General features: G+C 39.3%; 28 protein-coding genes, 1 other RNA gene and 1 pseudogene. 18 read left to right on the forward strand and 12 right to left on the reverse strand.

Annotation, left to right across the window (positions count from 1 at the left end; genetic code table 11):
• The coding region (locus H1X92_RS11345) for a hypothetical protein (RefSeq protein WP_180559000.1) at positions 1-1110 on the forward strand (1110 nt) is incomplete at its 5' end.
• Between the two features lie 205 nt (positions 1111-1315).
• Here H1X92_RS11345 and nadS read toward each other — a convergent pair.
• Entirely contained in the window at positions 1316-1612 is a 297-nt protein-coding gene (gene nadS / locus H1X92_RS11350) for a NadS family protein (protein ID WP_180560259.1), read from the reverse strand.
• Positions 1613-1658: 46 nt separating this feature from the next.
• Positions 1659-1982, reverse strand: a complete 324-nt coding sequence (locus H1X92_RS11355) for a type II toxin-antitoxin system RelE/ParE family toxin (protein WP_180560260.1) — start codon at positions 1980-1982, stop codon at positions 1659-1661.
• A 375-nt stretch (positions 1983-2357) separates the two neighbouring features.
• Here H1X92_RS11355 and H1X92_RS15925 point away from each other — a divergent pair.
• Positions 2358-2711: pseudogene (locus H1X92_RS15925) on the forward strand (BRO-N domain-containing protein); the annotation flags it as partial.
• 759 nt (positions 2712-3470) lie between these two features.
• On the opposite strand, the gene H1X92_RS11365 reads toward H1X92_RS15925, so the two are convergent.
• A complete protein-coding gene (locus tag H1X92_RS11365; protein WP_180560262.1) occupies positions 3471-3842 on the reverse strand; it encodes a hypothetical protein in 372 nt (123 codons plus the stop codon).
• Positions 3843-4358: 516 nt separating this feature from the next.
• On the opposite strand from H1X92_RS11365, the gene H1X92_RS16265 reads away from it, so the two are divergent.
• On the forward strand, positions 4359-4961 hold the full coding sequence (locus H1X92_RS16265; RefSeq protein WP_180560263.1) for a BRO family protein: 603 nt from the start codon (positions 4359-4361) through the stop codon (positions 4959-4961).
• Between the two features lie 93 nt (positions 4962-5054).
• Here H1X92_RS16265 and ssrA read toward each other — a convergent pair.
• Together ssrA and smpB are read right to left on the reverse strand one after the other, a co-directional pair.
• Positions 5055-5417, reverse strand: a transfer-messenger RNA (tmRNA) gene (gene ssrA / locus H1X92_RS11375).
• Positions 5418-5473: 56 nt separating this feature from the next.
• On the reverse strand, positions 5474-5956 hold the full coding sequence (smpB, locus tag H1X92_RS11380) for an SsrA-binding protein SmpB (RefSeq protein WP_180560264.1): 483 nt from the start codon (positions 5954-5956) through the stop codon (positions 5474-5476).
• 157 nt (positions 5957-6113) lie between these two features.
• On the opposite strand from smpB, the gene H1X92_RS11385 reads away from it, so the two are divergent.
• Together H1X92_RS11385 and H1X92_RS11390 are read left to right on the forward strand one after the other, a co-directional pair.
• Entirely contained in the window at positions 6114-6548 is a 435-nt protein-coding gene (locus tag H1X92_RS11385; protein ID WP_026821677.1) for a type II toxin-antitoxin system RatA family toxin, read from the forward strand.
• Positions 6541-6831 (forward strand): RnfH family protein, encoded by a 291-nt coding sequence (locus tag H1X92_RS11390; protein WP_180560266.1) that lies wholly within the window; start codon positions 6541-6543, stop codon positions 6829-6831. Before H1X92_RS11385 ends, H1X92_RS11390 begins: the two co-directional genes overlap by 8 nt.
• 101 nt (positions 6832-6932) lie before the next feature.
• Here the strand turns inward: H1X92_RS11390 and bamE are convergent, their stop codons facing one another.
• The 3 genes from bamE to nadK all read right to left on the reverse strand — a co-directional run bounded on the left by bamE (position 6933) and on the right by nadK (position 10050).
• Positions 6933-7289, reverse strand: a complete 357-nt coding sequence (gene bamE, locus H1X92_RS11395; RefSeq protein WP_180560267.1) for an outer membrane protein assembly factor BamE — start codon at positions 7287-7289, stop codon at positions 6933-6935.
• Between the two features lie 113 nt (positions 7290-7402).
• Entirely contained in the window at positions 7403-9064 is a 1662-nt protein-coding gene (gene recN / locus H1X92_RS11400; RefSeq protein WP_180560268.1) for a DNA repair protein RecN, read from the reverse strand.
• Between the two features lie 86 nt (positions 9065-9150).
• Positions 9151-10050 carry an NAD(+) kinase gene (gene nadK, locus H1X92_RS11405; RefSeq protein ID WP_180560269.1) on the reverse strand — a complete coding sequence of 300 codons (900 nt, stop codon included), beginning with the start codon at positions 10048-10050 and terminating at the stop codon, positions 9151-9153.
• A 106-nt stretch (positions 10051-10156) separates the two neighbouring features.
• Between nadK and grpE the strand changes: the two genes are divergently transcribed.
• A complete protein-coding gene (gene grpE, locus H1X92_RS11410; protein ID WP_180560270.1) occupies positions 10157-10765 on the forward strand; it encodes a nucleotide exchange factor GrpE in 609 nt (202 codons plus the stop codon).
• Between the two features lie 38 nt (positions 10766-10803).
• Here the strand turns inward: grpE and ung are convergent, their stop codons facing one another.
• Positions 10804-11487 carry a uracil-DNA glycosylase gene (gene ung, locus H1X92_RS11415; RefSeq protein WP_180560271.1) on the reverse strand — a complete coding sequence of 228 codons (684 nt, stop codon included), beginning with the start codon at positions 11485-11487 and terminating at the stop codon, positions 10804-10806.
• Positions 11488-11821: 334 nt separating this feature from the next.
• Here ung and grcA point away from each other — a divergent pair, with 334 nt between their 5' ends.
• The gene (gene grcA / locus H1X92_RS11420; protein WP_180560272.1) at positions 11822-12205 is read left to right on the forward strand and encodes an autonomous glycyl radical cofactor GrcA; all 384 of its coding nucleotides are present in this window, start codon (positions 11822-11824) and stop codon (positions 12203-12205) included.
• 108 nt (positions 12206-12313) lie between these two features.
• Here the strand turns inward: grcA and srmB are convergent, their stop codons facing one another.
• Together srmB and nadB are read right to left on the reverse strand one after the other, a co-directional pair.
• Complete coding sequence (gene srmB / locus H1X92_RS11425) at positions 12314-13645, reverse strand: ATP-dependent RNA helicase SrmB (protein WP_180560273.1); 1332 nt, start codon at positions 13643-13645, stop codon at positions 12314-12316.
• 172 nt (positions 13646-13817) lie between these two features.
• A complete protein-coding gene (gene nadB / locus H1X92_RS11430; protein WP_180560274.1) occupies positions 13818-15410 on the reverse strand; it encodes an L-aspartate oxidase in 1593 nt (530 codons plus the stop codon).
• A 252-nt stretch (positions 15411-15662) separates the two neighbouring features.
• Here nadB and rpoE point away from each other — a divergent pair, with 252 nt between their 5' ends.
• From rpoE to acpS, 11 genes are all read left to right on the forward strand, one after another.
• Complete coding sequence (gene rpoE / locus H1X92_RS11435) at positions 15663-16238, forward strand: RNA polymerase sigma factor RpoE (RefSeq protein WP_180560275.1); 576 nt, start codon at positions 15663-15665, stop codon at positions 16236-16238.
• A gap of 34 nt (positions 16239-16272) precedes the next feature.
• Complete coding sequence (gene rseA, locus H1X92_RS11440) at positions 16273-16899, forward strand: anti-sigma-E factor RseA (protein WP_180560276.1); 627 nt, start codon at positions 16273-16275, stop codon at positions 16897-16899.
• A gap of 5 nt (positions 16900-16904) precedes the next feature.
• The gene (gene rseB / locus H1X92_RS11445; protein ID WP_180560277.1) at positions 16905-17864 is read left to right on the forward strand and encodes a sigma-E factor regulatory protein RseB; all 960 of its coding nucleotides are present in this window, start codon (positions 16905-16907) and stop codon (positions 17862-17864) included.
• The gene (gene rseC / locus H1X92_RS11450) at positions 17864-18322 is read left to right on the forward strand and encodes a SoxR-reducing system protein RseC (RefSeq protein WP_180560278.1); all 459 of its coding nucleotides are present in this window, start codon (positions 17864-17866) and stop codon (positions 18320-18322) included. The genes rseB and rseC overlap by 1 nt, the downstream gene beginning before the upstream one ends.
• A gap of 243 nt (positions 18323-18565) precedes the next feature.
• Positions 18566-20362, forward strand: a complete 1797-nt coding sequence (gene lepA, locus H1X92_RS11455) for a translation elongation factor 4 (protein ID WP_180560327.1) — start codon at positions 18566-18568, stop codon at positions 20360-20362.
• 18 nt (positions 20363-20380) lie between these two features.
• Positions 20381-21349 carry a signal peptidase I gene (lepB, locus tag H1X92_RS11460; protein WP_180560279.1) on the forward strand — a complete coding sequence of 323 codons (969 nt, stop codon included), beginning with the start codon at positions 20381-20383 and terminating at the stop codon, positions 21347-21349.
• 191 nt (positions 21350-21540) lie between these two features.
• Positions 21541-22245 carry a ribonuclease III gene (gene rnc, locus H1X92_RS11465; RefSeq protein ID WP_180560280.1) on the forward strand — a complete coding sequence of 235 codons (705 nt, stop codon included), beginning with the start codon at positions 21541-21543 and terminating at the stop codon, positions 22243-22245.
• Complete coding sequence (era, locus tag H1X92_RS11470) at positions 22242-23150, forward strand: GTPase Era (protein ID WP_180560281.1); 909 nt, start codon at positions 22242-22244, stop codon at positions 23148-23150. The genes rnc and era overlap by 4 nt, the downstream gene beginning before the upstream one ends.
• 11 nt (positions 23151-23161) lie before the next feature.
• Positions 23162-23875 carry a DNA repair protein RecO gene (gene recO / locus H1X92_RS11475; RefSeq protein WP_180560282.1) on the forward strand — a complete coding sequence of 238 codons (714 nt, stop codon included), beginning with the start codon at positions 23162-23164 and terminating at the stop codon, positions 23873-23875.
• Positions 23876-23962: 87 nt separating this feature from the next.
• Entirely contained in the window at positions 23963-24694 is a 732-nt protein-coding gene (gene pdxJ / locus H1X92_RS11480; RefSeq protein ID WP_180560283.1) for a pyridoxine 5'-phosphate synthase, read from the forward strand.
• Positions 24694-25074, forward strand: coding sequence for a holo-ACP synthase (acpS, locus tag H1X92_RS11485; RefSeq protein ID WP_180560284.1), 381 nt, complete (start codon positions 24694-24696; stop codon positions 25072-25074). Before pdxJ ends, acpS begins: the two co-directional genes overlap by 1 nt.
• Here the strand turns inward: acpS and H1X92_RS11490 are convergent.
• Complete coding sequence (locus H1X92_RS11490) at positions 25071-25331, reverse strand: YfhL family 4Fe-4S dicluster ferredoxin (protein WP_180560285.1); 261 nt, start codon at positions 25329-25331, stop codon at positions 25071-25073. The two genes, acpS and H1X92_RS11490, sit on opposite strands and share 4 nt — an antisense overlap.
• Between the last annotated feature and the right edge of the window lie 63 nt (positions 25332-25394).

Consider the following 25394-nt stretch of genomic DNA (forward strand, 5'->3'; position numbering starts at 1 on the left):
AACAGCGCCACCTTTCCATTAATACCCGCCTTACGAGCCGGAACAGTGGTAAACGGTAAGCGCGTGCATAAAGTCCAGCTTGATAACGATGATATCACGCTTTACTGGTTGGCGATTAATCCACTTACTGGAAAGGCCAAAAATAAAACCCCAATTCAAAGCCAGATAGATAAAGCTTACCCCGAATTATCAGCAGGTTTGCATTTACCAAAATTCGCGAGAATTGAATCACCAAGTGAAGCAGTCAGTGCTGGTGATATTTCTGATCCGTTCCGGCCAAAATATGCTGTAGATGTGCAATTACTGGATAGTGATGGCAACGAATCAGCCGCACCTACCTACAAAGCAGTGCCGCTGCCTTTACCCATGGCAGGGGTTGAATGTGGTATGTTTCAATTTCCACCGGAGGGAACTTTAGTTGAAATTGCTTTTGAAGGTGGGAGGCCCGATAAACCGTTTATCCGGCAAACACTCAGTCAAAATAATACCCTCCCAGACATACAACCAGGGGAACAATTGCAGCAGCAACGCAAAGAAGTTTTTCAGCGCGTGACACAAGATGGTAGCTGGAATCGTGAAACAGACCAAAGCATCAATGAAGCATCAATGATCCGAAATATCAAAGCGGACAAAGAACAACGCGAACTGGTCGCGAGAGAAACCACAGTACAGGCCAATGACACATTAACCGTTTTAGGTACTAGAAAACTATTAGCAGGTGCAATCCAGAATTTAGCCGAGGGTGACTACGCAATAGCAACATCATCAAACTATGTCGGCAGTATTGAAAAAGACATGACTATTGAGGTTGGTCAGAATGCCACTGTAGAAATTGGACAGAAGCTAATAGAGAAAGTTGGGCAAATAAAGCAAAGTATTGCTGGCGTACAACAACAAATCATAGCCCCTATCATTTGGATAGGTAGCCAACAAATCAACGTTGCTCAGCTGATGATAGATACGTTAGATGTGGTCAAGGAATTAGCAGAACTCACCGCATCACATACTCACAGTAATACAGGCACACCAACTAACGCATCAGCTATCAAAGGCACTGGCACCAAGTCAGACAGCTTGAATAAAAAGTATTCCCCTGTTATTGGTAAGTAAAGTTATCGTCCACCATTTGCCCATCTAACGTGGGCTTTTTGTACCTTCAATAAAACTGTCTGAGCGCCATTCTGAGCGCATCACATAACAAACCACATCAACGATAAACAAAATGGAACGCACCTGCTGCATAGCCCTGAGAAATCACAGCGCCCACGAAATAAAAGTTTTCACCACGTAAAGAATGATGAGGAAATAGAAAATGTCAAAGTGTACTTAGCTCATTAATTAGCGTTGGATTACGCTCAAGCATTTTAAGTAATTTAAGTGCTGAACCAGAAGGAATACGGCGGTGTTGTTCCCAGCTCTGAATTAAGGATGCAGAAACGCCAACAGCTTCGGCAAATTCACTTTGCTTTAAGCCAAAGGTTTCACGTAGGTTTTTTACATTAGGCAGACGATGGCGATGAATATTTTCAGAAGGAATAGAACGTTCCCCTTTTTCCATCGCTACCATCTGATTCATGCTTTCAACCAGATCGCCAAAAAGTTTTTTGTCCATCGTGCCTCCGTTGTATGAATATGTCGCGTATCTACGCAGCGGTTGATTATTGCAATTTATTAATGATGGCTTTAAGTACTTCTTTTTCTTTTGAGGTTAAGTCATCTTTTTTATTTTTTGGGTAGATTAAAAGAAGATAGATCTTTCCAATTTTCGTCATGGTGTAGTAAATGATTCTGACACCGCCCTGTTTTCCCATTCCTTCCCTCAACCAACGGATCTTTTTACATCCTCCAGTAGCGCTAATGGTACTGCCTTGTTCATGATTTTTTAGTAAGTATTGTTGTAGTTGTCTAAATTCATCATCGGTTAACAGTTCTGTACGTTCTCTACTAAATACAGGGGTTTCAATAAAAAGTAGGTATTCCATAAAAAACATCCTTTCCTTCTATAGTTAATAGATTACTCGTACTACGTACGATTGTCAAGATATTATCGTACATGGTACGAAAATTTAATATTCAAAGGAATATATAGTTGACCTTCCGAAAGTAATTCATTAAAGTTCTGCACACGAGGACTCAAAACCTCTTAAAGCGGTACAAACCAACCCCGTCAGTGTTGGATTTTTTATGCCTATCATTATTGAGCGCATTATGCGTTCATACCCGGAACAATGTCGGGAGGGCGACTAATACAACACCCTAGAGGGGAATAAGTCCGCGGTATCTTTAAGCCGTTTTGAGCCTCCCGACGCCATATTATTGGTATAAATATAAATCTCAAAAAAATTAAAGAGGCTATAATGGCTAGCTTATTAATCACTCCTTTCATGTTTGAAAATCATCAATTACGCACATTTGTTAAAAATGGCATCCCTTGGTTTGTTGCTCAGGATATTTGCGATGCTTTACAGATTACAAATAGTCGAAAAGCTATCGCAGCACTTGATGATGATGAAAAGGATGTAACTTTGAGTTACACCCTTGGCGGAAAACAGAGAATAAACATTATCAATGAATCGGGAATGTACACTTTAGTACTCCGTTGTCGTGATGCTGTTAAACAAGGAACGCTACCTCATCGATTCCGCAAATGGGTAACAAATGAAGTATTGCCTTCAATTCGCAAAACTGGAAGTTATCAAACTTCAAAGAGAGTTGCTTCAACCGCCACCCTTGTGACTTGTCCTTGCTGCAAAAAGCCAGCAGGTATAATCACGATACATAAGACCCATAGAGAACATACAGAAATAGTAGCTATATGCCAAGACAGGCATTGCCAGAAAGAACCATTCAAGTATGACTTAACCTTTTCATATTACATAGAACTTAGCAAAATAAAGATCGATAATAAGGCTAAAAAGGTCATAGATAAACTCTCATAAAAAAACAATTAGCTCTTGCGAAGTAATTGTCTCATTAAATGATTATTTGCCCACATTACGTGGGCTTTTTGTACCTGCAATAAAACTGTCTGAGCGCCATTCTGAGCGTATCACATAACAAACTACATCAACAGATAAACAAAATGGATCGCATTCACTGAATAGCGCTGACGACTCACAGCACCCACGAAATAAAAGTTTTCACCACGTAAAACGCACTACACCGCACCCGCCTGCACAATTTGGATCTAAAAATTATTTCAGTTTTAAAATTCTACAAAACATATCGCCAAGCCGCGCCAATACTAAGGACTTGCCGAAAACTTCAAATTGAAATGTGTGAAAATAATTTCAATAGATTTCCGTTTTTAGATCACGAACTGGATCGCACAAAAATACAACGCAATGAAATATAAAAGAAAATTCTATTTTACGTGGGTTTGATTGGATCGCGAAATGAGCCGCATAATTTCAAAAAGCTAGTAAACATGCGGCTTGAGAGGACATGAAATACTGAAATACATGTAACAATTATTTTTCTTGTTCTTCTTTATCGTCTGCATGAGCAATGCGAATTGTGTCGCTTGCTTCGATTAAGCGGAGGGCTTCTTCTTCTGAGTAGCCTTTTAAATCGACATTCTTTTTGTCGGTATAAACTTCAATTCTAACGTTACGTTCTTGACCAAACATTTTTAATATCCCTATAAATTTTTTAGCCATTTCGGACTTAGCAGCAGTTTCGTATAGCACTCTTATGATGCTAGGCGGATTTGTTGAAAAGCATTTTAATTCACCAGCATCAACGCCAGCCTGTTCACATTCTAACAGAAATTGTTCTTTCAAGTCCGCAGGTATAGTCATGCGAATGGAACTGTACTTAGCTACAGAGTTAGTATTGCTCATACAAACTTATCCTAAAAAATATCAAGTTTGTCTAGTGTGACATATTTTAGAAAAAATAAAACACGGCGTGACATGTCACGAAAATGATTATGTGGTTAGAATGCTATTGACCTCAAAAGGATAATTATCTACTGTTCATATTGATGGTAAATACATCCTATTCAGTAATGTCGGGAGGGTGGCAAATATAACACCTGAAAGGGAAATAAGCCCACGGTACTTGTAGCCGTTTTGAGCCCCCTGACACCATCATATTATAATATTATTGACCTTTAGGACATTATTATTTATTGTCTACTCGCGAGGCGTCGAAAACCTCTAAAAGCGGATCACACCAACCCCGTCAGCGTTGGCTTTTTTGTGCCTATAAACGGCTCTCTGGCATAGTTCCATCCGAATTATGTTGGGAGGACGGTGAATAAAATACCCTTAGGGGAAATAAACCGTGTGGTTACTTTTGGCCATTTCGAACCTCCCAGCACCCAACTTATTCGAAAAAAACAAAAGGAGTCAGTAATGGCTAATCTATCATTAACCCCATTTATATTTGAAAATCAGCAAATACGCACATTGATTAAAAATGGTATCCCTTGGTTTGTTGCTCAAGATATTTGCAACGCCTTGCAGATCACAAATAGCCGACAAGCTATCGCCACACTTGATGATGATGAAAAGGGTGTAACTTTAAGTGACACCCTTGGCGGGAAACAAAAAGTAAACATCATTAATGAATCTGGTATGTACACATTAATGCTGCGTTCTCGTGATGCCATTAAAAAAGGTTCGATATCCCATAGGCTGAGAAAATGGGTTACAAGTGAAGTAATTCCATCTATCAGAAAAACAGGTAGTTACTCACATAATAAAAATCCTAATCAAATAGAATTTATATGCCCTGAGTGTGGATCAAAAGCAAACATTATAGAGAGTCAATATAGGCATCGTTGCTTAACAGAGTGCTATATAAAATGTACGAACAAGCATTGTTTAACTGCAGCATTGCTGGACATTCAACTTAGACAAATTCTGACATATCCCAATAAAGATAAAGTTAAAAAGACAATAATGTCTATGAGCAAAATGGATAGGGCAATAGCACTTGATATGCTGATGAGCTAATTAAAAGTGTCCACTTGATTATAAGTGGTGGACGCAAAGTGGACATTAGGTAAATCAAAGGGGCTACGTTTTCACGTAACCCCTTGTTTTATTTGGTGGAGCTGGCGGGAGTTGAACCCGCGTCCGAAATTTCTACATCCTCGGTACTACATGCTTAGTCTAGTCTTTACATTCGCCAGCTAGCTGTGGACAGACACACTACTAACAGACTAGCCTGATTAAGTTTAACGCTTCAACCCCAGGCTAGGCATCCACGCGATCTCTTTTAGGTTTGACCTCTCTTGATCCCCGTCCTAAGAGCGGAGGCTAGGGAGAGAGGGCTCTAAGCAGGTTATTAAGCTGCTAGAGCGTAGTTATCGTCGTTTGCGACTATTTTTTGCGGCTTTTTACGAGGCCAACCGCCCCTCGGCATGCACCTTGGGTTTCGCAAATCCCGTCGAATCCAGAATCAGCCCCAAGTTGATTATTCAATTATATCAGAAAAAAACTTAATAATGCTAGCACTTAGCTCATTAGCGGCCAGCATTTTTCATAATTCTTGCTTTGTCTAACTTCCATTCGCGCTCTTTAATATCTGAACGCTTGTCGTGCTCTTTTTTACCCTTGGCGACACCAATTTTGATTTTACACCAGGCATTTTTCCAGTAAAGGGATAATGCTACCGCAGTGTGTCCTTCGCGATTGATTTTACCAAACAGCGAATCAAGTTCACGTTGATTTAGCAATAACTTTCGGGTACGCATTGGATCACACACCACATGGGAAGAAGCCACATTTAGCGGGGTAATTGTGGCGCCAAAAAGATATGCTTCACCCTCTTTTAGTAAAACATAACTGTCACTAATATTGGCTTTGCCTGCGCGTAGTGCTTTAACTTCCCAACCTTGCAAAGCTAGACCCGCCTCGATTTCTTCACTAATGAAGTATTCATGGCGTGCTCTTTTATTTAGCGTAATCGTTGCCGAACCAGGCTTGTGTGCTTTTTTCTTTGTCATAATCGGCGATTATACTGTATGTATAACTAAATGGCACGGTAAGGATCTATTATTTGGTGTTAAGTGAGCATTTATTAGACTAAGTTGCCGCCCAGAATTTTTATTTCAGTGTATATCAATGTTATTATTGTTTTTGATTTACTTGGTGAGAATGGTTATGCCGCAAATTAGTCGTTCTGCATTAGTGCCTTATAGTGCGGAGAAAATGTACAATTTAGTCAATGATGTGGATTCATATCCGCAATTTTTGCCCGGTTGTGTGGGTAGTCGGGTGTTGAATTATGCTAATAATGAAATGACCGCGTCTGTTGAGGTTGCTAAAGCAGGTATTAGTAAAACTTTTGTTACTCATAATATATTAAAGGATAATAAGAGTATTAAAATACAGCTGGTAAAAGGGCCATTTCGTAAGTTAATGGGTAATTGGTTATTTACACCATTGAATGAAAATGCCTGTAAAGTAGAGTTATACCTTGATTTTGAATTTACTAATAAACTGATAGAGTTGGCTTTTGGTCGTATTTTTAAAGAGCTGGCTGGAAATATGGTGCAAGCTTTTACTCAACGGGCGCACGAGGTTTATCGTGGCTGATATAGATATTGAAGTGGTTTTTGCATTGCCAGATAGGCAATTTCTGTTGCACGTCAAGCTAGCAGAAGGCGCTTGTGTTGAAGAGGCGATTGTGCAATCAGGTATATTGGCGCTTCGTGATGACATTGATTTAAGTAAAAATAAAGTGGGTATTTATAGTCGACCCGCTAAATTATCCGATATTTTATCTGATGGTGATCGGGTTGAAATTTATCGTCCGTTACTTGCTGATCCGAAAGAAATACGGCGAAAGCGGGCAGAAAAAGCCAAACAAAAATCTTAGTAACTTATTTGTAATGAACTAGAGTGACCGCCAATTGTGTTGCCGTTTAATTGGCGGTCTAGTGATAATTTTACATAAATATCAATAGCATTGCGTAGGGGTTACATGAGTGTTGATGCTTTCTGTGCTGCTAAGCTATCGTTATTTTTGATATCGACTAAAATACCATTGCGATCAAAAGTAAGGGTTAATGTTTGTTGTTTAACCTTTTCATGTCCAGGCTGTTGACGGAAAATATAATACCAAATTAGCTGGCCAAACGGATCCTTTAGCATTGGTGTGCCTAATGTATAGGCGACTTGCTGTTGAGTCATCCCTTTTTGGATTTTTGCAACATCACTGGCAGAAAGATAGTTGCCTTGATTAATGTCAGGACGGTAAACAAGCCGTTCTGCCATAGAACAACCTGCTGTTAAAACAACAGACATTGCAGCAGCAATTAACAGTTTACAACGCATGGTCATATATTCCTTTGAGAGTCAGAATATCGATAATAATCGACATTGATGAAATTGAAAACCTTTCCTCATTATTCTATGAGCCATAATATACAATAAAGTTGAGGATGTTTTTAGGCAGCAAGTAGATCTTTTGCGCTAGCTAGGATGTTTTTAGTTACTTCGCTACCGCCCAGTAACCGGGCAATTTCTTGTAAGCGGTTTTTTTTATCTAATAATTGCATTTGCGTTTCTGTTTCACAACCATTAGTTTGTTTGCTCACATAAAAATGGTGATGACCACAGGCTGCAACTTGAGGTAAATGGGTAACGCACATAACTTGAGTTGAATTGCCTAATTCGCGTAATAGTTTTCCAACCACCGCGGCGGTAGGACCACTAATCCCCACATCAACCTCATCGAAAATGAGTGCGGGCGTATCCATTTTTTTGGCTGTTATCACTTGTATGGCCAGTGCGATACGTGAAAGTTCTCCACCTGAAGCAACTTTTATTAATGCTTGATGAGGTTGTCCCGGATTGGTTGTAACGTTGAATTCGACTTGGCTTGCTCCATCAATTTGTAAATGTTCAGGATTAAAATTGACATCAACCGTAAAATAGCCATGCGGCATTGAAAGTTGATGCATACTGTTGGTGATTAATTGACTTAATTCACTGGCATATTGTTGCCGTATTTGATGCAGTTTGCTGGCTATTTCTAACGCATATTGATGATGACCTTCGACTTGAGTCGTTAGGTGGTCACAATCATCTTGTTGCTGATTGAGCTTTTCTTGTTCTGCCAGTAGTTGTTGATGTAATTCAAACAGTAATTCGGGCGCAACGCGATGTTTACGGGCTAAATTGACATATTTTGCGATGCGTTGTTCTAATTCGAATAGTTGGCTAGGATCTAGCTCTGTCCGGTCACCATAATGACGTAATTCATTACTCACTTCATGAATTTGGATCGAGGCTTCTTCAAGCATATCAAGTAAATGACTGAATTGATTACTAACAGAAGAAAGCTCATTAATCTCTTGCTTTACATGATTTAGCATACTGATAATATTTTGTTCTTCATTGTCATTAAGGATTTGTAATGCATTTTGACTTAAGGAAAGAAATTGTTCACGGTTGGCCAGTTGTTTATATTCTTGCTCTAGTTTTTGATATTCATCCGCTTGTGGTTTTAATTCATCCAATTCTTTCAGATGATATTCAATAAGTTGTTGGCGTGATAGGCGTTCAGCGGCTTGTTGTTGAAATTTTGTTAATTCTTGGCAGCTTTGATGCCAATTTTTCCAGGCTGATTTCATTTCAGCTAAGATAGCGGTTTGGTTGGCGTAAGTATCCAACAGATATTTTTGATGCTGATTATCTAATAGTAATTGGTGAGCGTAATGGCCATGTATTTGAATAAGTAATGTCCCTAGTTCACGTAATTGAGATAAGGGAACCGCGGTGCCATTAATAAAACCGCGTGATCGTCCATCAGCCGTGATGATTCTGCGTAGCAAACATTCATTATGGTTATCTAATTGGTAATTTTTTAGCCAATCTTGTGCTGTGGGAGTGTCAGTAAGGGAGAAATGGGCACAAATATCGCTACGAGAAGCACCAGGACGCACGATATTGGTATCAGCTCGGTTGCCTAAACATAAACCCAATGCATCGATTGCAATTGATTTACCAGCGCCTGTTTCGCCGGTAATGGCGGACATCCCTGGATAAAAATCAATTTCCAGTTTGCGGACAATGGCAAAATTATTGATGGTTAATTGAATAAGCATGTGCTTCTCCTGTATGTAAAAACACTACTGTTAATAAATACAGTATAAACTGGTTTTTTATACAGTAAAGTAGTAATTAAAAAAAATCAAAAGGTTTTCTTTGACCAGCCTAGTTTTGAACTTAATGTATTGAAATAATTATAATCTTTTGGATGGATGAGATTAAGTTTTTTATTACTTCGTTTGATTAAGACCTCATCATCATCTTGGATAGGTAAAATGATTTGGCTGTCACAACTGATTTCATAATTGATGTTTTTTTGTCTAAATTTTAATTTAATACTACTGTCACTACTGATAACGAGAGGTCGTGATGAAAGAGTATGCGGAAACATAGGAACTAACGCGATAGCCTCAAGGTTGGGGGTGAGGATTGGGCCTCCGGCAGAGAGCGAATAAGCGGTTGAGCCCGTCGGTGTGGTAATAATCAGTCCATCGGAGCGTTGAGAAAAGGCAAAGCGATCATCTATATAAACTTCAAATTCGATCATATGAGCCACTTTGCCTGGGTGTAAAATGACTTCATTAATTGCCGTACTCATGCGCGGTTTGTGATTTTTTTTGCTGATTTGGGTTTCCAATAAGAAGCGCTGTTCTTCATAAAAATGGCCAGCTAATACGTCTGTCAGTTGCTGTAGCGCGTTATCTGGCCCCAGATCAGTTAAAAAACCAAGGTTACCGCGATTGATGCCAATAACTTTATTCTCATAGCGTGATAGGACGCGAGCAGCGCCTAGCATATTACCATCACCACCAACAACGATTATTAAATCAGCGGTTTTACCAATGTCTGTAAATCTACCGATGTTGGCATTTTTTAACTTAAGCTGTTGGGCAATTTGTTGTTCAACAATAACTTTATATTTTTGCGCTCTTAGCCAGTTATAAAGTTGTTCATGAGTTGCCAATGCCTCTGGATGTCTAGGGTGACCGACAATGCCAATATATTCAAATAATGCCTTTTTTGCTGGTTTTCCGGTCAGCATGGTTTATTTCCTCTTACAAGTTGGCGTGCTCTCTTGAATCCCAAACTTTTATCCCCATAATAAGCTAATAATCTGGATTAATGCTAAAAAGAATGTGGAGATACTCATGAGTAGTAAAGATCATAAAGTGCATGATGAGCAAGCCTCTAAACAAAAAGAATCAAAAAAATCACAAAAAAATGAGGCAAAAGAACCAGCAATTCAGACCGAGCAACCAGTGAGTTCTACGGAAGAAGTATTAATTGATCCACGGATTACTGAATTAGAGCAGCAGTTGCTAGAAGCGCAAAAACGTGAGCGTGAAGCATTGTTGCGCGCTAAGGCTGAAGTGGAAAATATTCGTCGCCGTACTGAGCAAGATGTTGAAAAAGCGCATAAGTTTGCTCTAGAGCGGTTTGCTAATGAATTGCTACCTGTGATTGATAATCTGGAAAGGGCCATCGAACTTGTTGATAAGGAAAAAGCTGAATCAATACCAATGCTGGAAGGACTTGAATTAACCTTAAAATCTTTTTTAGCCACAGTAGGCAAATACGGTATTAAGGTAGTAGCGGAGAAGAATGTTCCTTTCAACCCAGAACAGCATCAAGCCATGACGATGATCGATTCTGCAGAGCATGAACCTAACCAAGTTATTGATGTTATGCAAAAAGGTTATACCTTAAATGGTCGTTTATTGCGTCCGGCAATGGTGATTGTGTCAAAAGCAAAGTAAATGCAGATAATGCCACCCATATGGTGGTGGCATTCAGTTTATTCTTCAGGAATGATCGGCGTCCAGTCAATAGGGCTTAACCCCTGTCTTATGAGTATTTCATTGGTTTTAGAAAAATGTCGGCAACCGAAAAAACCTCTATGGGCAGAAAGAGGGGATGGATGTGGTGCTTTAAGGACAAAATGTTTATGGTTATCAATAAATTGACCTTTTTTCTGTGCATGGGCACCCCACAGTAAAAAAACGACACCAGTGCGGTATTGATTAATTGCTGCAATTACCTTATCGGTAAAGGTTTCCCAACCGAGATGGGCGTGAGAATGTGCTTTGCCTTGTTCCACGGTTAAAACCGTGTTTAATAATAATACTCCTTGCTGGGCCCAACTGACCAGATAACCGTGATTGGGGTAGTGGAAATCTGGAATATCTTTTGCAAGTTCTTTGTACATATTAACCAGTGAAGGTGGCGCAGGAACACCTGGTCGGACAGAAAAAGAGAGACCATGCGCTTGATTAGGGCCATGGTAAGGATCTTGTCCTAGTATCACCACTTTTACTTCACTCAGTTCGGTATAACGGAAAGCATTGAAGACATCTTTTTGTGGTGGAAAGATTGTCGTACCTTGTTGGCGTGCTTTAGCAACATAAGCCAGGGTGTTACGGAAATAATCTTGTTCTTTTTCTGAACCGATGACATCGTGCCAGGTGGGCAAAGCGGACATAACCATTCCTTTAGATTTTGATTAATATAAGGTTTAACTTAACATTTACGTTATGTGAGGTAAATTTTAAAACGGAAATCGCTTGTTTTTCATTATAATTTTCGGATTAAAATTATTTTCTAAAAAATATAAATTTTTTTTAAACAAAAAATTGATTTAAAACAGAAAGTTGTCGATCTCATTATTAATTGCGAACCGAAATTATTGATTTATATCAATGAATTACCGATATTTAATTGTTATATAGTCTATAGAAATAATGGTTATAGCAAATAGCAAATTTGAAAATAATTTCAAATTGTTATTTTAATCTTGTTCGAATTTGGAGGTCGACATGGTTATTGGTATACAGATTACTAAAGCAGATAATGCAGCATTATTAAATTCTTTTTGGTTATTGGATGACGAAAAAAATGAAGCTCGCTGTATTTGCGCTAAAACTGATTTTAATGAAGGACAAATTGTTGCCAAGAAGATGTTAGGTTCATTTGAATATCGGGAAATCCCCCTTGAAGTTAAACCGCAGGTAGCGGTAGAAGGAGGACAACATCTTAATGTTAATGTTCTATCTCGTGAAACTTTAGAAGATGCGATTGAAAATCCGGAAAAATATCCACAATTAACCATTCGGGTTTCAGGTTATGCAGTGCATTTTAATTCCTTAACACCTGAGCAGCAACGTGATGTAATTACGCGTACTTTTACGCAAAGTTTATAATTAAATAGTACTTAATAAGTTGAGAAATAATATCTAACAGCCTGATAATGGTTTCAGGCTGTTAATTTTTGTTAGTTAAGCAGAAAAATTAATAAGTGGTTGGGATAATCATTCGCTGTTATCAGTTTGCTTTACTGATGGTTTACGACGTTTACCGATATTTTTACTGTCGCGATGGCGCTCTTTGGTTTTTTTCTTTTGTTGTTGGTCAGTTTTTTTCTTTTCTTGCCGTTTTAGTCGAATTTTTTTCGAGGGTTTGGCTTTACGTAACGAACCTTCAGACGGTGCTTTTGTGGTTGGCCGAAGGCTATCGATGACGCGTATTTTTAATGGCTCTTTAAGATAACGGCTGATTTTACCTAATAGCGGCTGATCATGGGCTTCGACTAAGCTAATTGCTATTCCTTTGCGCCCAGCGCGTGCGGTTCTACCAATACGGTGCAAATAGACATCAGCAGTACGCGGTAAGTCAAAGTTGAATACATGACTAATATCGTCAATATCTAGGCCACGTGAGGCCACATCGGTTGCCACTAAGACGTTAATTTGTCCACTATTTAGACGTTTAACCGCTTCAGTCCGCTTTGCCTGAACCATTTCTCCTTCGAGTAACCAGGTTTTTATATTGGCTTGCTGTAACCATTGAACCAACTCATGCGCTCTTTCGCGTTTGCGGACAAAGATAATCGATTTGGTAGCATCGGGTTGCTTTAGTAGATGGCAAAGTAGTGCGGTTTTATGTTCGAGGTTATCAGCGCGGTAATAGTATTGTTGGATCTTTTTTCGTTCGCGTCTTGAAGGATCAGCATCAATTTCATGAGGATTATTCAGTAACCGATTAGCAAAATCGTGAATGGCTTCACCTGCGAGTGTTGCTGAAAATAACATAGTTTGTTTGCGCCAACGTGTTTCACCTGCAATAGTTTCAATGTCGTTGGCAAATCCCATATCAAGCATTCGATCGGCTTCATCTAAAATTAAGGTTTCAATTGCCCGACAATCAAAATTTTCTTCTTTAATATACTGTAATAAGCGTCCAGTAGTTGCGACAACAATATCTTGATTTTCACTAAAAATTTCAGCGTGGTTAACATAGGATACCCCGCCGGTAATGGTTGCGATATCAATATGGGTGTATTTGGCTAACGCTTTTGCCTGTTCAGCCACTTGCATTGCTAGTTCACGAGTTGGCGCTAAAATCAGAATACGTGGAGGTCCAGATCGTTTACGCGGAAAGTCAAGTAAGTGTTGGATCACCGGTAGTAAATAAGCGGCGGTTTTTCCTGTTCCGGTAGGCGATGAACCTAAAATATCGCGTCCTTCCATAGCGGCAGGGATAGTTGCAAGCTGAATGGCTGTCGGGCGCTCATAGCCTTTATCATCCAGTGCATTGAGCAGACTTTGGTCTAACTCAAGTTCAGAAAATGTAGTTGCAGTCATTGTATACCTCTGGTTAGGCAATGGATTATAAACAGAACGCTCAAATTGTTCATCTATTAAAATGGTTTGTTGAGTGATGATATAAAGAATTATTAGCAATCAATGACAAATCAGCTAGCAGCTTTGTCCAGTATAGATAAAAGGGGGTAATTATATTCCCCTCTTTAGTCATTTAATTGAAAGGGCTCAGAATAGTCGCTTTAGCATCCGGTTGCTGTTGCGGATAATCTAATGTGTAATGTAATCCACGACTCTCTTTACGCTTAAGTGCACAGCGGATCATTAATTCAGCTACTTGTACCAGGTTACGCAGTTCCAATAAATTATTTGATAGACGGAAATTTGAATAGTATTCATCTATTTCTTGTTGTAGTAACTGGATACGATGTAATGCCCGGGTCAGTCGTTTGGTCGTTCTGACAATACCCATATAGTCCCACATAAACAGTCTTAACTCATGCCAATTATGTTGAATGACAACTTGTTCATCTAAATCATGGCATTGATTTTCATTCCATTGAAAGAGTGTTGACGGTTTATCAATTTGTTCGATTTGTTGCATTATCTGTTTTGCCGCAGACCATCCATAGACAAGACATTCTAATAATGAATTTGATGCTAGCCGGTTGGCACCATGTAACCCGGTATAACTAACTTCACCAATAGCATAGAGGTGTCTCAGATCCGTTTGACCATACTGATCAACCATAACACCACCGCAAGTATAATGGGCAGCCGGTACAATTGGAATTGGCTCATTAGTCATGTCAATACCTAATGTGGCTAATTTTTGATAGATAGTTGGGAAATGTTGTTTTATCGCGCTTTCGGGCTGATGGCTAATATCAAGAAACATACAATCTGCCCCTAAACGTTTCATTTCATGATCAATGGCACGAGCAACAATATCACGAGGGGCGAGTTCCGCTCTTTTATCAAAATCGGGCATAAAGCGGCTACCATCAGGTCGTCTAAGATAGGCACCTTCACCTCGTAAAGCTTCGGTTAGTAGAAAATTGCGTGCTTGTGGATGATAAAGACAAGTCGGATGAAATTGATTAAATTCAAGATTAGCCACCCGACAACCGGCTCGCCAGGCCATGGCAATGCCATCGCCTGATGAAATATCGGGATTAGTGGTATATTGATATACTTTAGCGGCTCCTCCGGTTGCTAATACAGTTACTTTTGCATGACAAATAACAATCTGTTGTTGGTCGAGATCCCAAATGTAAGCACCGGTAATTGTCGCTGGATCTTTGTCTGAACGGAGCAAATCGATAGCATTGTGTTGCTCCTTAATCGTGATATTCGGATGCTTAATAGCTTTTTCAACCAAGGTTGTTTCTACCTGTTTACCTGTTGCGTCGGCATAATGAAGAATACGACGATGGCTATGGCCACCTTCTTTTGTTAAATGATATTGTTCTTTACCCGCTTGATTGATCTGTTTATCAAATAAAACACCTTGCTCAATTAACCACTGTACACAGTGGTAAGCATTACAGGCGACAAATTCAACGGTTTTTTTATCACACAACCCGGCCCCAGCAATTAAAGTATCTTTAACATGGGCTGCTATGCTATCTGTTTGATCAAAAACCGCTGCAATTCCACCTTGGGCATAGTAAGATGCGCCTTCAGTTGAAATGTTTTTACTAAGTATGGTTATTTGGTATTGTGATGCTAATCGAAGCGCTAACGATAGACCGGCGATGCCACTACCAATGATTAAAATGTCCGTATAGTGTTGTGTTGATGGCATAATGTTTGATTACTGAGCTTTGATAATAGAGTAAATTACCATGTTAGCCTATTCTTTTATTTAGAGTAAATATGGTGGCCTTGAAAGAACTTTTCTTATGGTTTAGCTTAAATTGAATATGAAATAATTTAAATTGACTGGAACTTTGCAAGTTTTTGTCACTCAAAAAAATGCTTGCTTACAAATGAGAGAAAACATGGCGGGTTCAAATAAGGAAAATATGAGGCTTATTTTCGGGAGAAGTGACCTCGGATGAGCGAGCAGTTGACAGACCAGGTGCTGGTTGAACGGGTACAAAAAGGGGATAAAAAAGCTTTTAATTTACTGGTTATTCGATACCAGAATAAGGTTGTGAGCCTTGTTTCTCGTTATGTACCGCAGGGAGATGTCCCGGATGTAGCCCAAGAGTCATTTATTAAAGCTTATCGCGCTATCGGTTCATTTCGTGGTGAAAGCGCATTTTATACTTGGCTTTATCGGATCGCAGTCAATACAGCTAAAAATTATCTTATATCCCAAGGACGTCGACCGCCATCGAATGATTTGGATGTAGTTAATGCAGAAAATTTTGAAGCTTCTAATGCATTAAAAGAAATTTCGAACCCTGAGAATTTAATGTTGTCAGAAGAATTGAAAAAGGTAGTTTTCCGGACCATAGAGTCACTTCCTGAAGATTTACGCCTGGCAATTACGCTGAGGGAGTTAGATGGACTGAGTTATGAGGAGATAGCGCTTATTATGGATTGTCCTGTTGGTACAGTTCGTTCGCGCATTTTTCGGGCAAGGGAAGCTATTGATAATAAAGTGCAACCGCTAATACGAAATTAAGTGTGGTTCACATTTTACTGAAGGGTACTTTGGCATGCATAGAGAGAGACTTTCCGCTTTAATGGATGGAGAGATCTTTGATTCAGAATTGATCCATACCATTTTACAAGATGTTTCGTTACAGAAACGATGGGAGAGCTACCATCTTATCCGCGACAGTTTGAGAGGCGATATCAACGAAGTTATTCATCTTGATATTACCGGTAAAGTAGAGCAGGCGCTGGCAAGTGAGCCTATCCAAATTGCGCCTGATGCAATACCGGAGTCACAACCTGAGCCAGCTAGCTGGCGTTTAATGCCTTTTTGGCGTAAGCTTCGCCCTTGGGCTAATCAGATAACGCAAGTTGGTGTAGCAGCTAGTGTTGCCGTAGCTGTTATTGCTGGTGTGCAGAATTATAATACGTCTAATATAGAGACGGATGGCAAATCTGACTCACCCATATTTAATACAGTACCTATCATGGGTGCTGCGTCGCCTGTGAGTTTAAATGTTTCCAATGATCAATTGTTTGCTCAACCGCAAACCGAACAGTTAGAACAACGTAATCGCCGACTTGGTTTGATGTTACAGCAATATGAACTTGAGCGTCGTTCAATGCTGAATCAAAGCGTAACATCGTCTTCACCAGTAGTGGAAAAAACTCACTCAGGAGCAGAATAGCAGTAATGAAGCATTGGTTATCCGCCCTCTTTTTTTTGCTGGGCGGTTTATTGTTGCCTTTACATTCCTATGCTAAAGAATTATCGGCTGAAATTTTATTAACTGATATGGGTAATGCGGTAAAATCTTTACCTTACGAGTTATCATTTATTATTATCAACCCTCAAGGTATAACGCCGATCAGATATCGTCATGTCATTATTAACAATAAACCCATTGCTCAAATAATGCAGATGGATAGCTCTCGTCGTGAAATTATTCAAAAAGGTAATCAAATTAGCTATTTTGAGCCAGGCTTTGATTCTTTTACCCTAGATGGCTCTTATATCGTTGATTATTTACCATCAGTTGTTTTTGCTAATTTTACTAAACTGCAATCTTATTACAATTTTATTCAGTTAGGCAGAACGCATATAGGTGATATAAGCTGTCAGGTTATTCGGGTTATCCCAAAAGACAATTCACGGTTTGGCTATATCTTATTAATTGATGAAAAAACCAAGTTACCAATGCGCATTGATCTATTAGATAGTAAAAATGAAATATTGGAACAATTTAGAGTTGTTTCTGTAGTTTTTAATAGTCAAGAGTTGCTAAAATCGATGCAAGTGATTGCATCATTGAATATGCCTCCTTTGTTACTTATTCCCAAATCAATTACTAAGCAATTTAACTGGCAAGTAAACCAACTTCCGTTGGGATTTGAAGAAATATCTCGTAGCTGTAATGAGATAGCAACCGATGAATCATTAGAGACCATGATATTTGGTGATGGGTTATTTAGTTTTTCTATTAATGTCACTAAAGCAGGAGAGCGACCACTTATTGAACAGCCATTTCGTAAAGGTGGTTTAACCATTTACACGGTAATAAAGGGGCAATACGAAATTACAGTTATTGGTCAATTACCTTTGTTAACTGCTAGTCAGATTGCTGCTAATATTAGTTTTAAAGAGGCAAATTAATGGTTAAAGAGTGGGCCACGGTAGTGCGTTGGCATAATGGTCGTGTTGTTTTGCGATATGGTTCTAATTCCGGTTGTGGTAGTTGCGCTGCTCGTTCAACCTGCGGATCTTATATTCTAAATAAAATAGGACCGAAAACTGAGTATCAATTAGAACTTGAGATCAGCCAGCCTCTGGTTGTTGGTCAGAAAGTGGAAGTAGGGATCCCAGAAGGCAGTTTATTACGTTCAGCCATGCTTGTTTACCTTACCCCATTACTTGGGCTTTTTATCGCCGGTGGCGTTATGCAATTTTTCTTTTTAAATCAATTAATTATCTTTTTTGGTGCCGTTGTTGGTGCAAGTGTTGGTTTTTTTCTGGCAAAAAAAATTGCGCATTATTGGGAAAAAGAAACCCTATATCACCCCACCATTTTGCAAATCGGTTTACCGCCTAATGAATTAAAAGAGCAAGTATGAATGACATAGTCAGTCAAAATGCTTATCGATAGTAAAAACAAATCGTCACTAATCATGCGTATAAACGCCTTATTCATAAAAACGACTTTTCATTATTAATGATTCTTTGAGTTGTTTGTCGCTTATATGTAAAATGCATTCCCAAGATTGTTATAACAGCTTTTATTAGTTTTAGCTTTGTAGGCTAAACTATCGCTAAAACTGATTTTATAAGGCCATTTAGAAGAAGATATAACCTTGAAAATCAAACATATAAGAAATTTTTCCATCATCGCTCACATTGATCATGGTAAATCAACTCTGTCGGATCGTATTATTCAGATCTGCGGTGGCCTTTCTGATCGTGAAATGGCCGCCCAGGTATTAGACTCGATGGATTTGGAGCGAGAACGAGGGATCACCATAAAAGCCCAGAGTGTTACCCTTGATTATAAAGCCAGTGACGGCGAAACTTATCAGCTTAATTTTATTGATACTCCCGGTCATGTGGACTTCTCTTATGAAGTATCCCGTTCTTTAGCTGCTTGTGAAGGCGCATTACTGGTTGTTGATGCCGGGCAAGGTGTGGAAGCGCAGACCCTTGCTAATTGTTATACCGCTATTGAAATGGATTTAGAAGTTGTTCCTGTGCTAAATAAAATCGATTTACCAGCGGCTGAGCCTGATCGGGTGGCTGAAGAAATTGAAGATATCGTTGGCATAGATGCACATGACGCGGTTCGTTGTTCGGCAAAAACTGGGTTAGGGGTACAGGAAGTAATTGAACGTTTGGTTAAAGAGATCCCACCGCCAAAAGGTGATCCGGCAGCTCCTTTGCAGGCATTGATTATCGATTCGTGGTTTGATAATTACCTAGGCGTTGTTTCGCTGGTACGAATTAAAAATGGTACTCTTGGTAAAGGCGATAAAATTAAAGTGATGAGCTCAGGTCAGCTTTATAATGTTGATGGCTTAGGTATTTTCACACCCAAACGCATTGATCGCCAACAGTTAAATTGTGGTGAAGTAGGTTGGTTGGTCTGTGCCATAAAAGATATTCACGGCGCGCCGGTTGGTGATACATTGACCGGTGCTCGTCATCCGGCTGAACAGGCGTTGCCTGGCTTTAAAAAAGTAAAACCACAGGTTTACGCCGGTTTATTCCCCGTTAGCTCTGATGATTATGAAGCATTTCGTGACGCTTTAGCTAAATTAAGTTTGAATGATGCTTCGTTATTTTATGAACCAGAGAGTTCAACTGCTTTAGGTTTTGGATTTCGCTGCGGTTTCCTTGGTCTACTTCATATGGAGATCATCCAGGAGCGTTTGGAACGTGAATATGATCTGGATCTTATTACCACTGCACCTACAGTTATTTATGAAGTTGAGTTAACGAATGGTGATGTCATTTATGTTGATAGTCCCTCTAAGTTACCGGCGCTTAATAACATAAATGAATTACGTGAACCCATTGCAGAATGTAACATGCTAATGCCGAAGGAATATCTTGGTAATGTCATTACGTTATGTGTAGAAAAACGCGGTGTGCAGACTAATATGGTCTATCATGGTAATCAGGTCGCATTAACCTATGAAATTCCTATGGCTGAGGTGGTGTTAGATTTCTTTGATCGTTTGAAATCGACTTCTCGGGGATATGCTTCATTAGATTATGGTTTTGTCCGTTTCCAAGCGGCGGATATGGTGCGTGTAGATGTGTTAATTAATGGTGAAAGAGTGGATGCTTTAGCATTGATTACGCATCGTGCAAATGCACCATACCGGGGTCGTGAGCTGGTAGATAAAATAAAAGATCTGATCCCGCGCCAGCAGTTTGATATTGCAATTCAGGCCGCTATTGGTACCCACATTATAGCGCGTTCAACGGTGAAACAATTACGTAAAAATGTATTAGCTAAATGTTATGGTGGTGATGTTAGCCGTAAGAAAAAATTACTACAGAAACAGAAAGAAGGTAAAAAACGAATGAAGCAGGTTGGTAATGTTGAACTACCGCAGGAAGCATTCCTAGCTATCCTTCACGTAGGTAAAGATAACTAACCGTTATAAGGAGTCATAATGGCTAACACTTTTTCTTTGATTTTGACGCTGGCGACCTTAATTACAGGGATTATCTGGCTTATTGATCGTTTTAAATTAGCTCCTGCTCGCAAGAAAAAAATGGCACAGCAGCAAAAGGTGATTGAGGGAAGCGTAGAGCAGACGCACTTAGCTGAAAGTATACATAAACCATCATGGGTTGATACTTGTTCATCTATTTTTCCGATATTAGCGATTGTATTAGTAATACGCTCATTTATTTATGAGCCGTTTCAAATTCCATCAGGTTCAATGATGCCTACTTTATTGGTTGGTGATTTTATACTAGTAGAAAAGTTTGCTTATGGATTAAAAGATCCTGTTACACAAACAACCTTATTGGAAACAGGAAAACCTAAACGTGGTGATATTGCGGTTTTTAAATATCCTAAAGATCCTAGTGTAGATTTTGTTAAACGTGTTATTGGTCTACCTGGTGATAAAATTGTTTATGATCCTGAACAAAAAGAGTTACGCATATACCCGAATTGTTCAAGTTCAAACTGTGCGCGAGCATTACCAATTATCTATTCTTCATTAAAAGAGAGTGAATGGGCCTTATTTTTTAATATGGATTCAATGGTAGAAAGCCAGAAAGGGAGTTATCAAATTCCATTGGGTGAACCAGTTCCAACTAACGCATTACGTCAAGCGGAAAGAATTGAAAAATTAGATGATGTTAGCCATGAAATCTTAGTGATCCCACAGGTATATACCCAGTCACGTTATCAACAGCCCGGTTTACCAGACAATGAATGGATTGTTCCGCCTAAACACTATTTTATGATGGGAGATAATCGGGATAATAGTGCAGATAGCCGTATGTGGGGTTTTGTACCTGAAGAAAATTTAGTTGGGCGTGCCGTTATTATCTGGTTTAGTCTTGATAAGCACGAGGGTGAATGGCCAACTGGGGTGCGTTTAAGTCGAATTGGTGCAATTAACTAATAAAATAAACTAATCATTGATGCTAAATTGATTTATATAGCAATCGAGATAGAATATAGCGAGACAATCAAATATGATGGTTTCCTAAGTGATATCAGGAAACCTACCAACGCAGCAGCTTTGTAAAAATTAATTTTACAGATCTGTTGCGTATGCTTTTTGTAATTTGATAATAAAATAATTGGTAGCACATGAATTCTTCTTTAATTGAGTGGTCAGAGCGGCAAGAAATTAAACAGCTACAGCGTAAGCTTGGTTATGCTTTTAAACAAATTGAATTATTGAAACAAGCATTAACTCATCGTAGTGCCAGTAGTAGTCATAATGAAAGATTGGAATTTTTAGGCGATTCAATTCTTAGTTTTGTGATTGCTAATGATCTTTACCATCGTTTTCCTAAAGTTGATGAAGGTGATATGAGTCGTATGCGCGCAACATTGGTCAGAGGAAATACTCTGGCTGAGCTTGCACGAGAGTTTGATTTGGGAGAATGCTTGCGCTTAGGGCCAGGTGAATTAAAAAGCGGTGGTTTTCGTCGAGAATCAATATTGGCAGATACTATCGAAGCTTTAATTGGCAGTATTTTTTTAGATAGTGATATTCAAACCACTGAACGAATTGTTTTGGCCTGGTATGACACTCGATTAATAGAAATTAGTCCCGGCGATAAACAAAAAGATCCTAAAACACGTTTACAAGAGTATTTACAGGGACGCCATCTACCTTTACCGAATTATTTGGTCGTTCAAGTTCGCGGTGAAGCGCACGATCAGGAATTTACTATTCATTGTCAGGTTAGTGGCATAAAGGAACCTGTTCAAGGAGTGGGTTCAAGTCGTCGTAAGGCTGAACAAGCAGCCGCTGAGCAGGCATTAAAAATATTGGAGCTTGAATGAGCAAACCGAAAACCTATTGTGGATTTGTCGCTATTGTAGGGCGTCCAAATGTGGGTAAATCAACATTACTGAACCAATTACTTGGGCAAAAGGTTTCTATTACTTCACGTAAACCACAGACAACCCGTCATCGCATCATGGGAATTGAGACAGAAGGTAATTATCAAACAATTTATGTCGATACCCCCGGATTGCATGTAGAAGAAAAGCGCGCAATAAATCGTTTAATGAATCGGGCAGCAAGTAGTTCAATTGGTGATGTGGAACTGATTATTTTTGTTGTTGAAGGTACACATTGGACAATCGATGATGAGATGGTGGTAAATAAACTGCGTCATGTGCCTTGCCCGGTATTATTAGTGATCAATAAAATTGATAATGTAGTGGATAAAACCCGCTTACTGCCTCATATTGGCTTTCTTAGTAAGCAAATGAATTTTCTGGATATTGTGCCGATTAGTGCGGAAAAAGGTACTGGTATTGATATTATTACTAAAATTGTTCGACAACATATGCCAGAAGCGGCGCATCATTTTCCAGCAGACTATATTACCGATCGCTCACAACGCTTTATGGCTGCTGAAATTATTCGTGAGAAGTTAATGCGTTTTCTTGGTGATGAATTACCCTATTCGGTCACAGTTGAAATTGAACAATTTGTGGTAAATGAACGCGGTGGCTATAACATTCATGGTCTGATTCTGGTTGAAAGAGATGGCCAGAAAAAAATGGTTATTGGCAATAAAGGTAGCAAAATTAAGAAAATTGGCATTGAAGCTCGGATGGATATGGAAAAACTTTTTGCGACTAAAGTTCATCTTGAACTTTGGGTCAAAGTTAAAGCTGGATGGGCTGATGATGAACGTGCACTGCGTAGTTTAGGCTATATAGATGATCTTCATTAAGGCGGATTTCAGTGGACGGTTGGCAACGTGCATTTGTACTTCATACTCGCCCTTATAGTGAAACGAGCTTATTATTAGATTTTTTCACCGAAAATGAGGGTCGAATTCGACTATTGGCCAAAGGTGCTCGTAGCCGTCGTTCTAATCTAAAAGGCTGTTTACAACCCTTTACGCCCTTGCTGATCCGTTGGGGAGGCAAGGGAGAAATGAAAACGTTACGTGGCGCAGAACCAATTTCTTTAGCGCTACCATTTACCGGTACCGTGCTGTACAGCGGTCTATATGTTAATGAATTGCTTGCGCGAGTTTTAGCCTACAACATCCCTTTTCAAAGCCTATTTTTTGAATACCTTACCTGTTTGCAGATATTGGCTGGCAGTGAATCTACGCCAGAACATGCATTGCGTCGTTTTGAATTATCATTGTTATCTCATTTAGGTTATGGTGTTGATTTTTTACACTGCTCTGGTAGCGGTGAACCGGTGATAGATAGCATGACTTACCGTTACCGGCAAGAGAAAGGTTTTATTGCCAGTTTGGTTATTGATCACTTGAGTTTTACCGGCAAGCAGCTTAAGGCATTTGCCTATCGTGAGTTTCCTGATATTGATACATTGAGAGCAGCAAAACGTTTTACACGCGTTGCGCTTAAACCTTATTTAGGGGGAAGTCCATTAAAAAGCCGCGAGCTTTTTTGCCAGCTTATATTGCCTAAAACGCGTTGAAGTGGGGTCACTAACACCTATTTCAAGATATTATGATTGCATGGATAAACGAAATTCTAACTATGAAATGGATAACAGGAGTTTAATATGGCAGAGTTATTATTAGGCGTTAATATTGATCATGTTGCGACAGTGCGTAATGCACGGGGAACTCAATATCCTGATCCAATACATGCGGCATTTCTTGCTGAACAGGCGGGTGCAGATGGGATCACCGTCCATTTGCGTGAAGATCGCCGCCATATTACTGATCGTGACGTTAAGTTACTTCGCCAAATGTTACAAACGCGGATGAATCTGGAGATGGCAATAACAGATGAGATGGTCAATATTGCCTGTCAGATCAAACCTCAATTTTGTTGCCTGGTACCAGAGCGACGTGAAGAAGTTACGACGGAAGGTGGGCTTGACGTTGTTGGCCAACAAGCGTTAGTCGCAACGGCTGTCAAACGATTAGCCGAAGCAGGTATCACGGTTTCTTTATTCATTGCTCCTAACGATAAACAAATTGATGCGGCAGTGGAAATTGGGGCGCCCTTTATTGAAATTCATACCGGTGCTTATGCTGACGCTAACAGCGAGTTAAAGCAGGAAGAAGAGTTTAAACGTATCAAGCAAGCGGTAAGTTATGCTACGGCGAAAAAGCTTAAGGTCAATGCGGGTCATGGGCTAACTTACCATAATGTCCAGCGTATTGCACAGTTGCCAGATATATATGAACTTAATATTGGTCATGCGATTATTGGGCGAGCCCTTTTTAGTGGTATGGCAATGGCGGTCAGTGATATGAAGAAAATTCTTCGTGAGGCGCGTGGTTAATGGCGATTATTGGATTGGGTATCGATTTGGTTGAAATTATACGTATAGAGCAGATTATCGAGCGTTTAGAAGAACGCCTGGCAAAACGTATATTGTCTGCTCAAGAATGGCGACAATATCAAAGTCACTCTCAGCCAGTCCGTTTTTTGGCAAAGCGCTTTGCTGTCAAAGAAGCAGCGGCAAAAGCTTTAGGAACCGGTATTCGAAATGGTTTAGCACTTAATCAATTTGAAGTTTTTAATGATGAATTAGGTAAGCCAGGGCTGAATTTGTTAGGGCAAGCAAAAATATTGGCTGATTCATTAGGTGTGCAACACATACATGTATCATTATCTGATGAACAAAATTATGCTTGTGCCACGGTGATTATGGAAAGTTAAATTTTATCGGCATGGTGTGTTAAGACAAATTTATCCCATAATTGTTCTTCTGTTTCAGTGTTATTCGGATCTTTAATAATGGTATTGCTGATCGGACAAACGGATTGGCAAGTTGGCTTATCATAGTGGCCAATGCATTCAGTACAGAGATTGGGGTTGATTTGGTAAAATTCTTCTCCCATTGAAATCGCTTCATTAGGACATTCTGGTTCACACATATCACAGTTGATACAGCGATGAGTAATTAATAGTGACATTTTAAGCTTTATTTAAAATATTAGTTATATTATTAAGTAAGTAAAAAGCTGCATTTATTATTA

Origin of the sequence: Arsenophonus endosymbiont of Apis mellifera, from assembly GCF_903968575.1 — a bacterium.
Lineage (GTDB): Bacteria > Pseudomonadota > Gammaproteobacteria > Enterobacterales > Enterobacteriaceae > Arsenophonus > Arsenophonus apicola.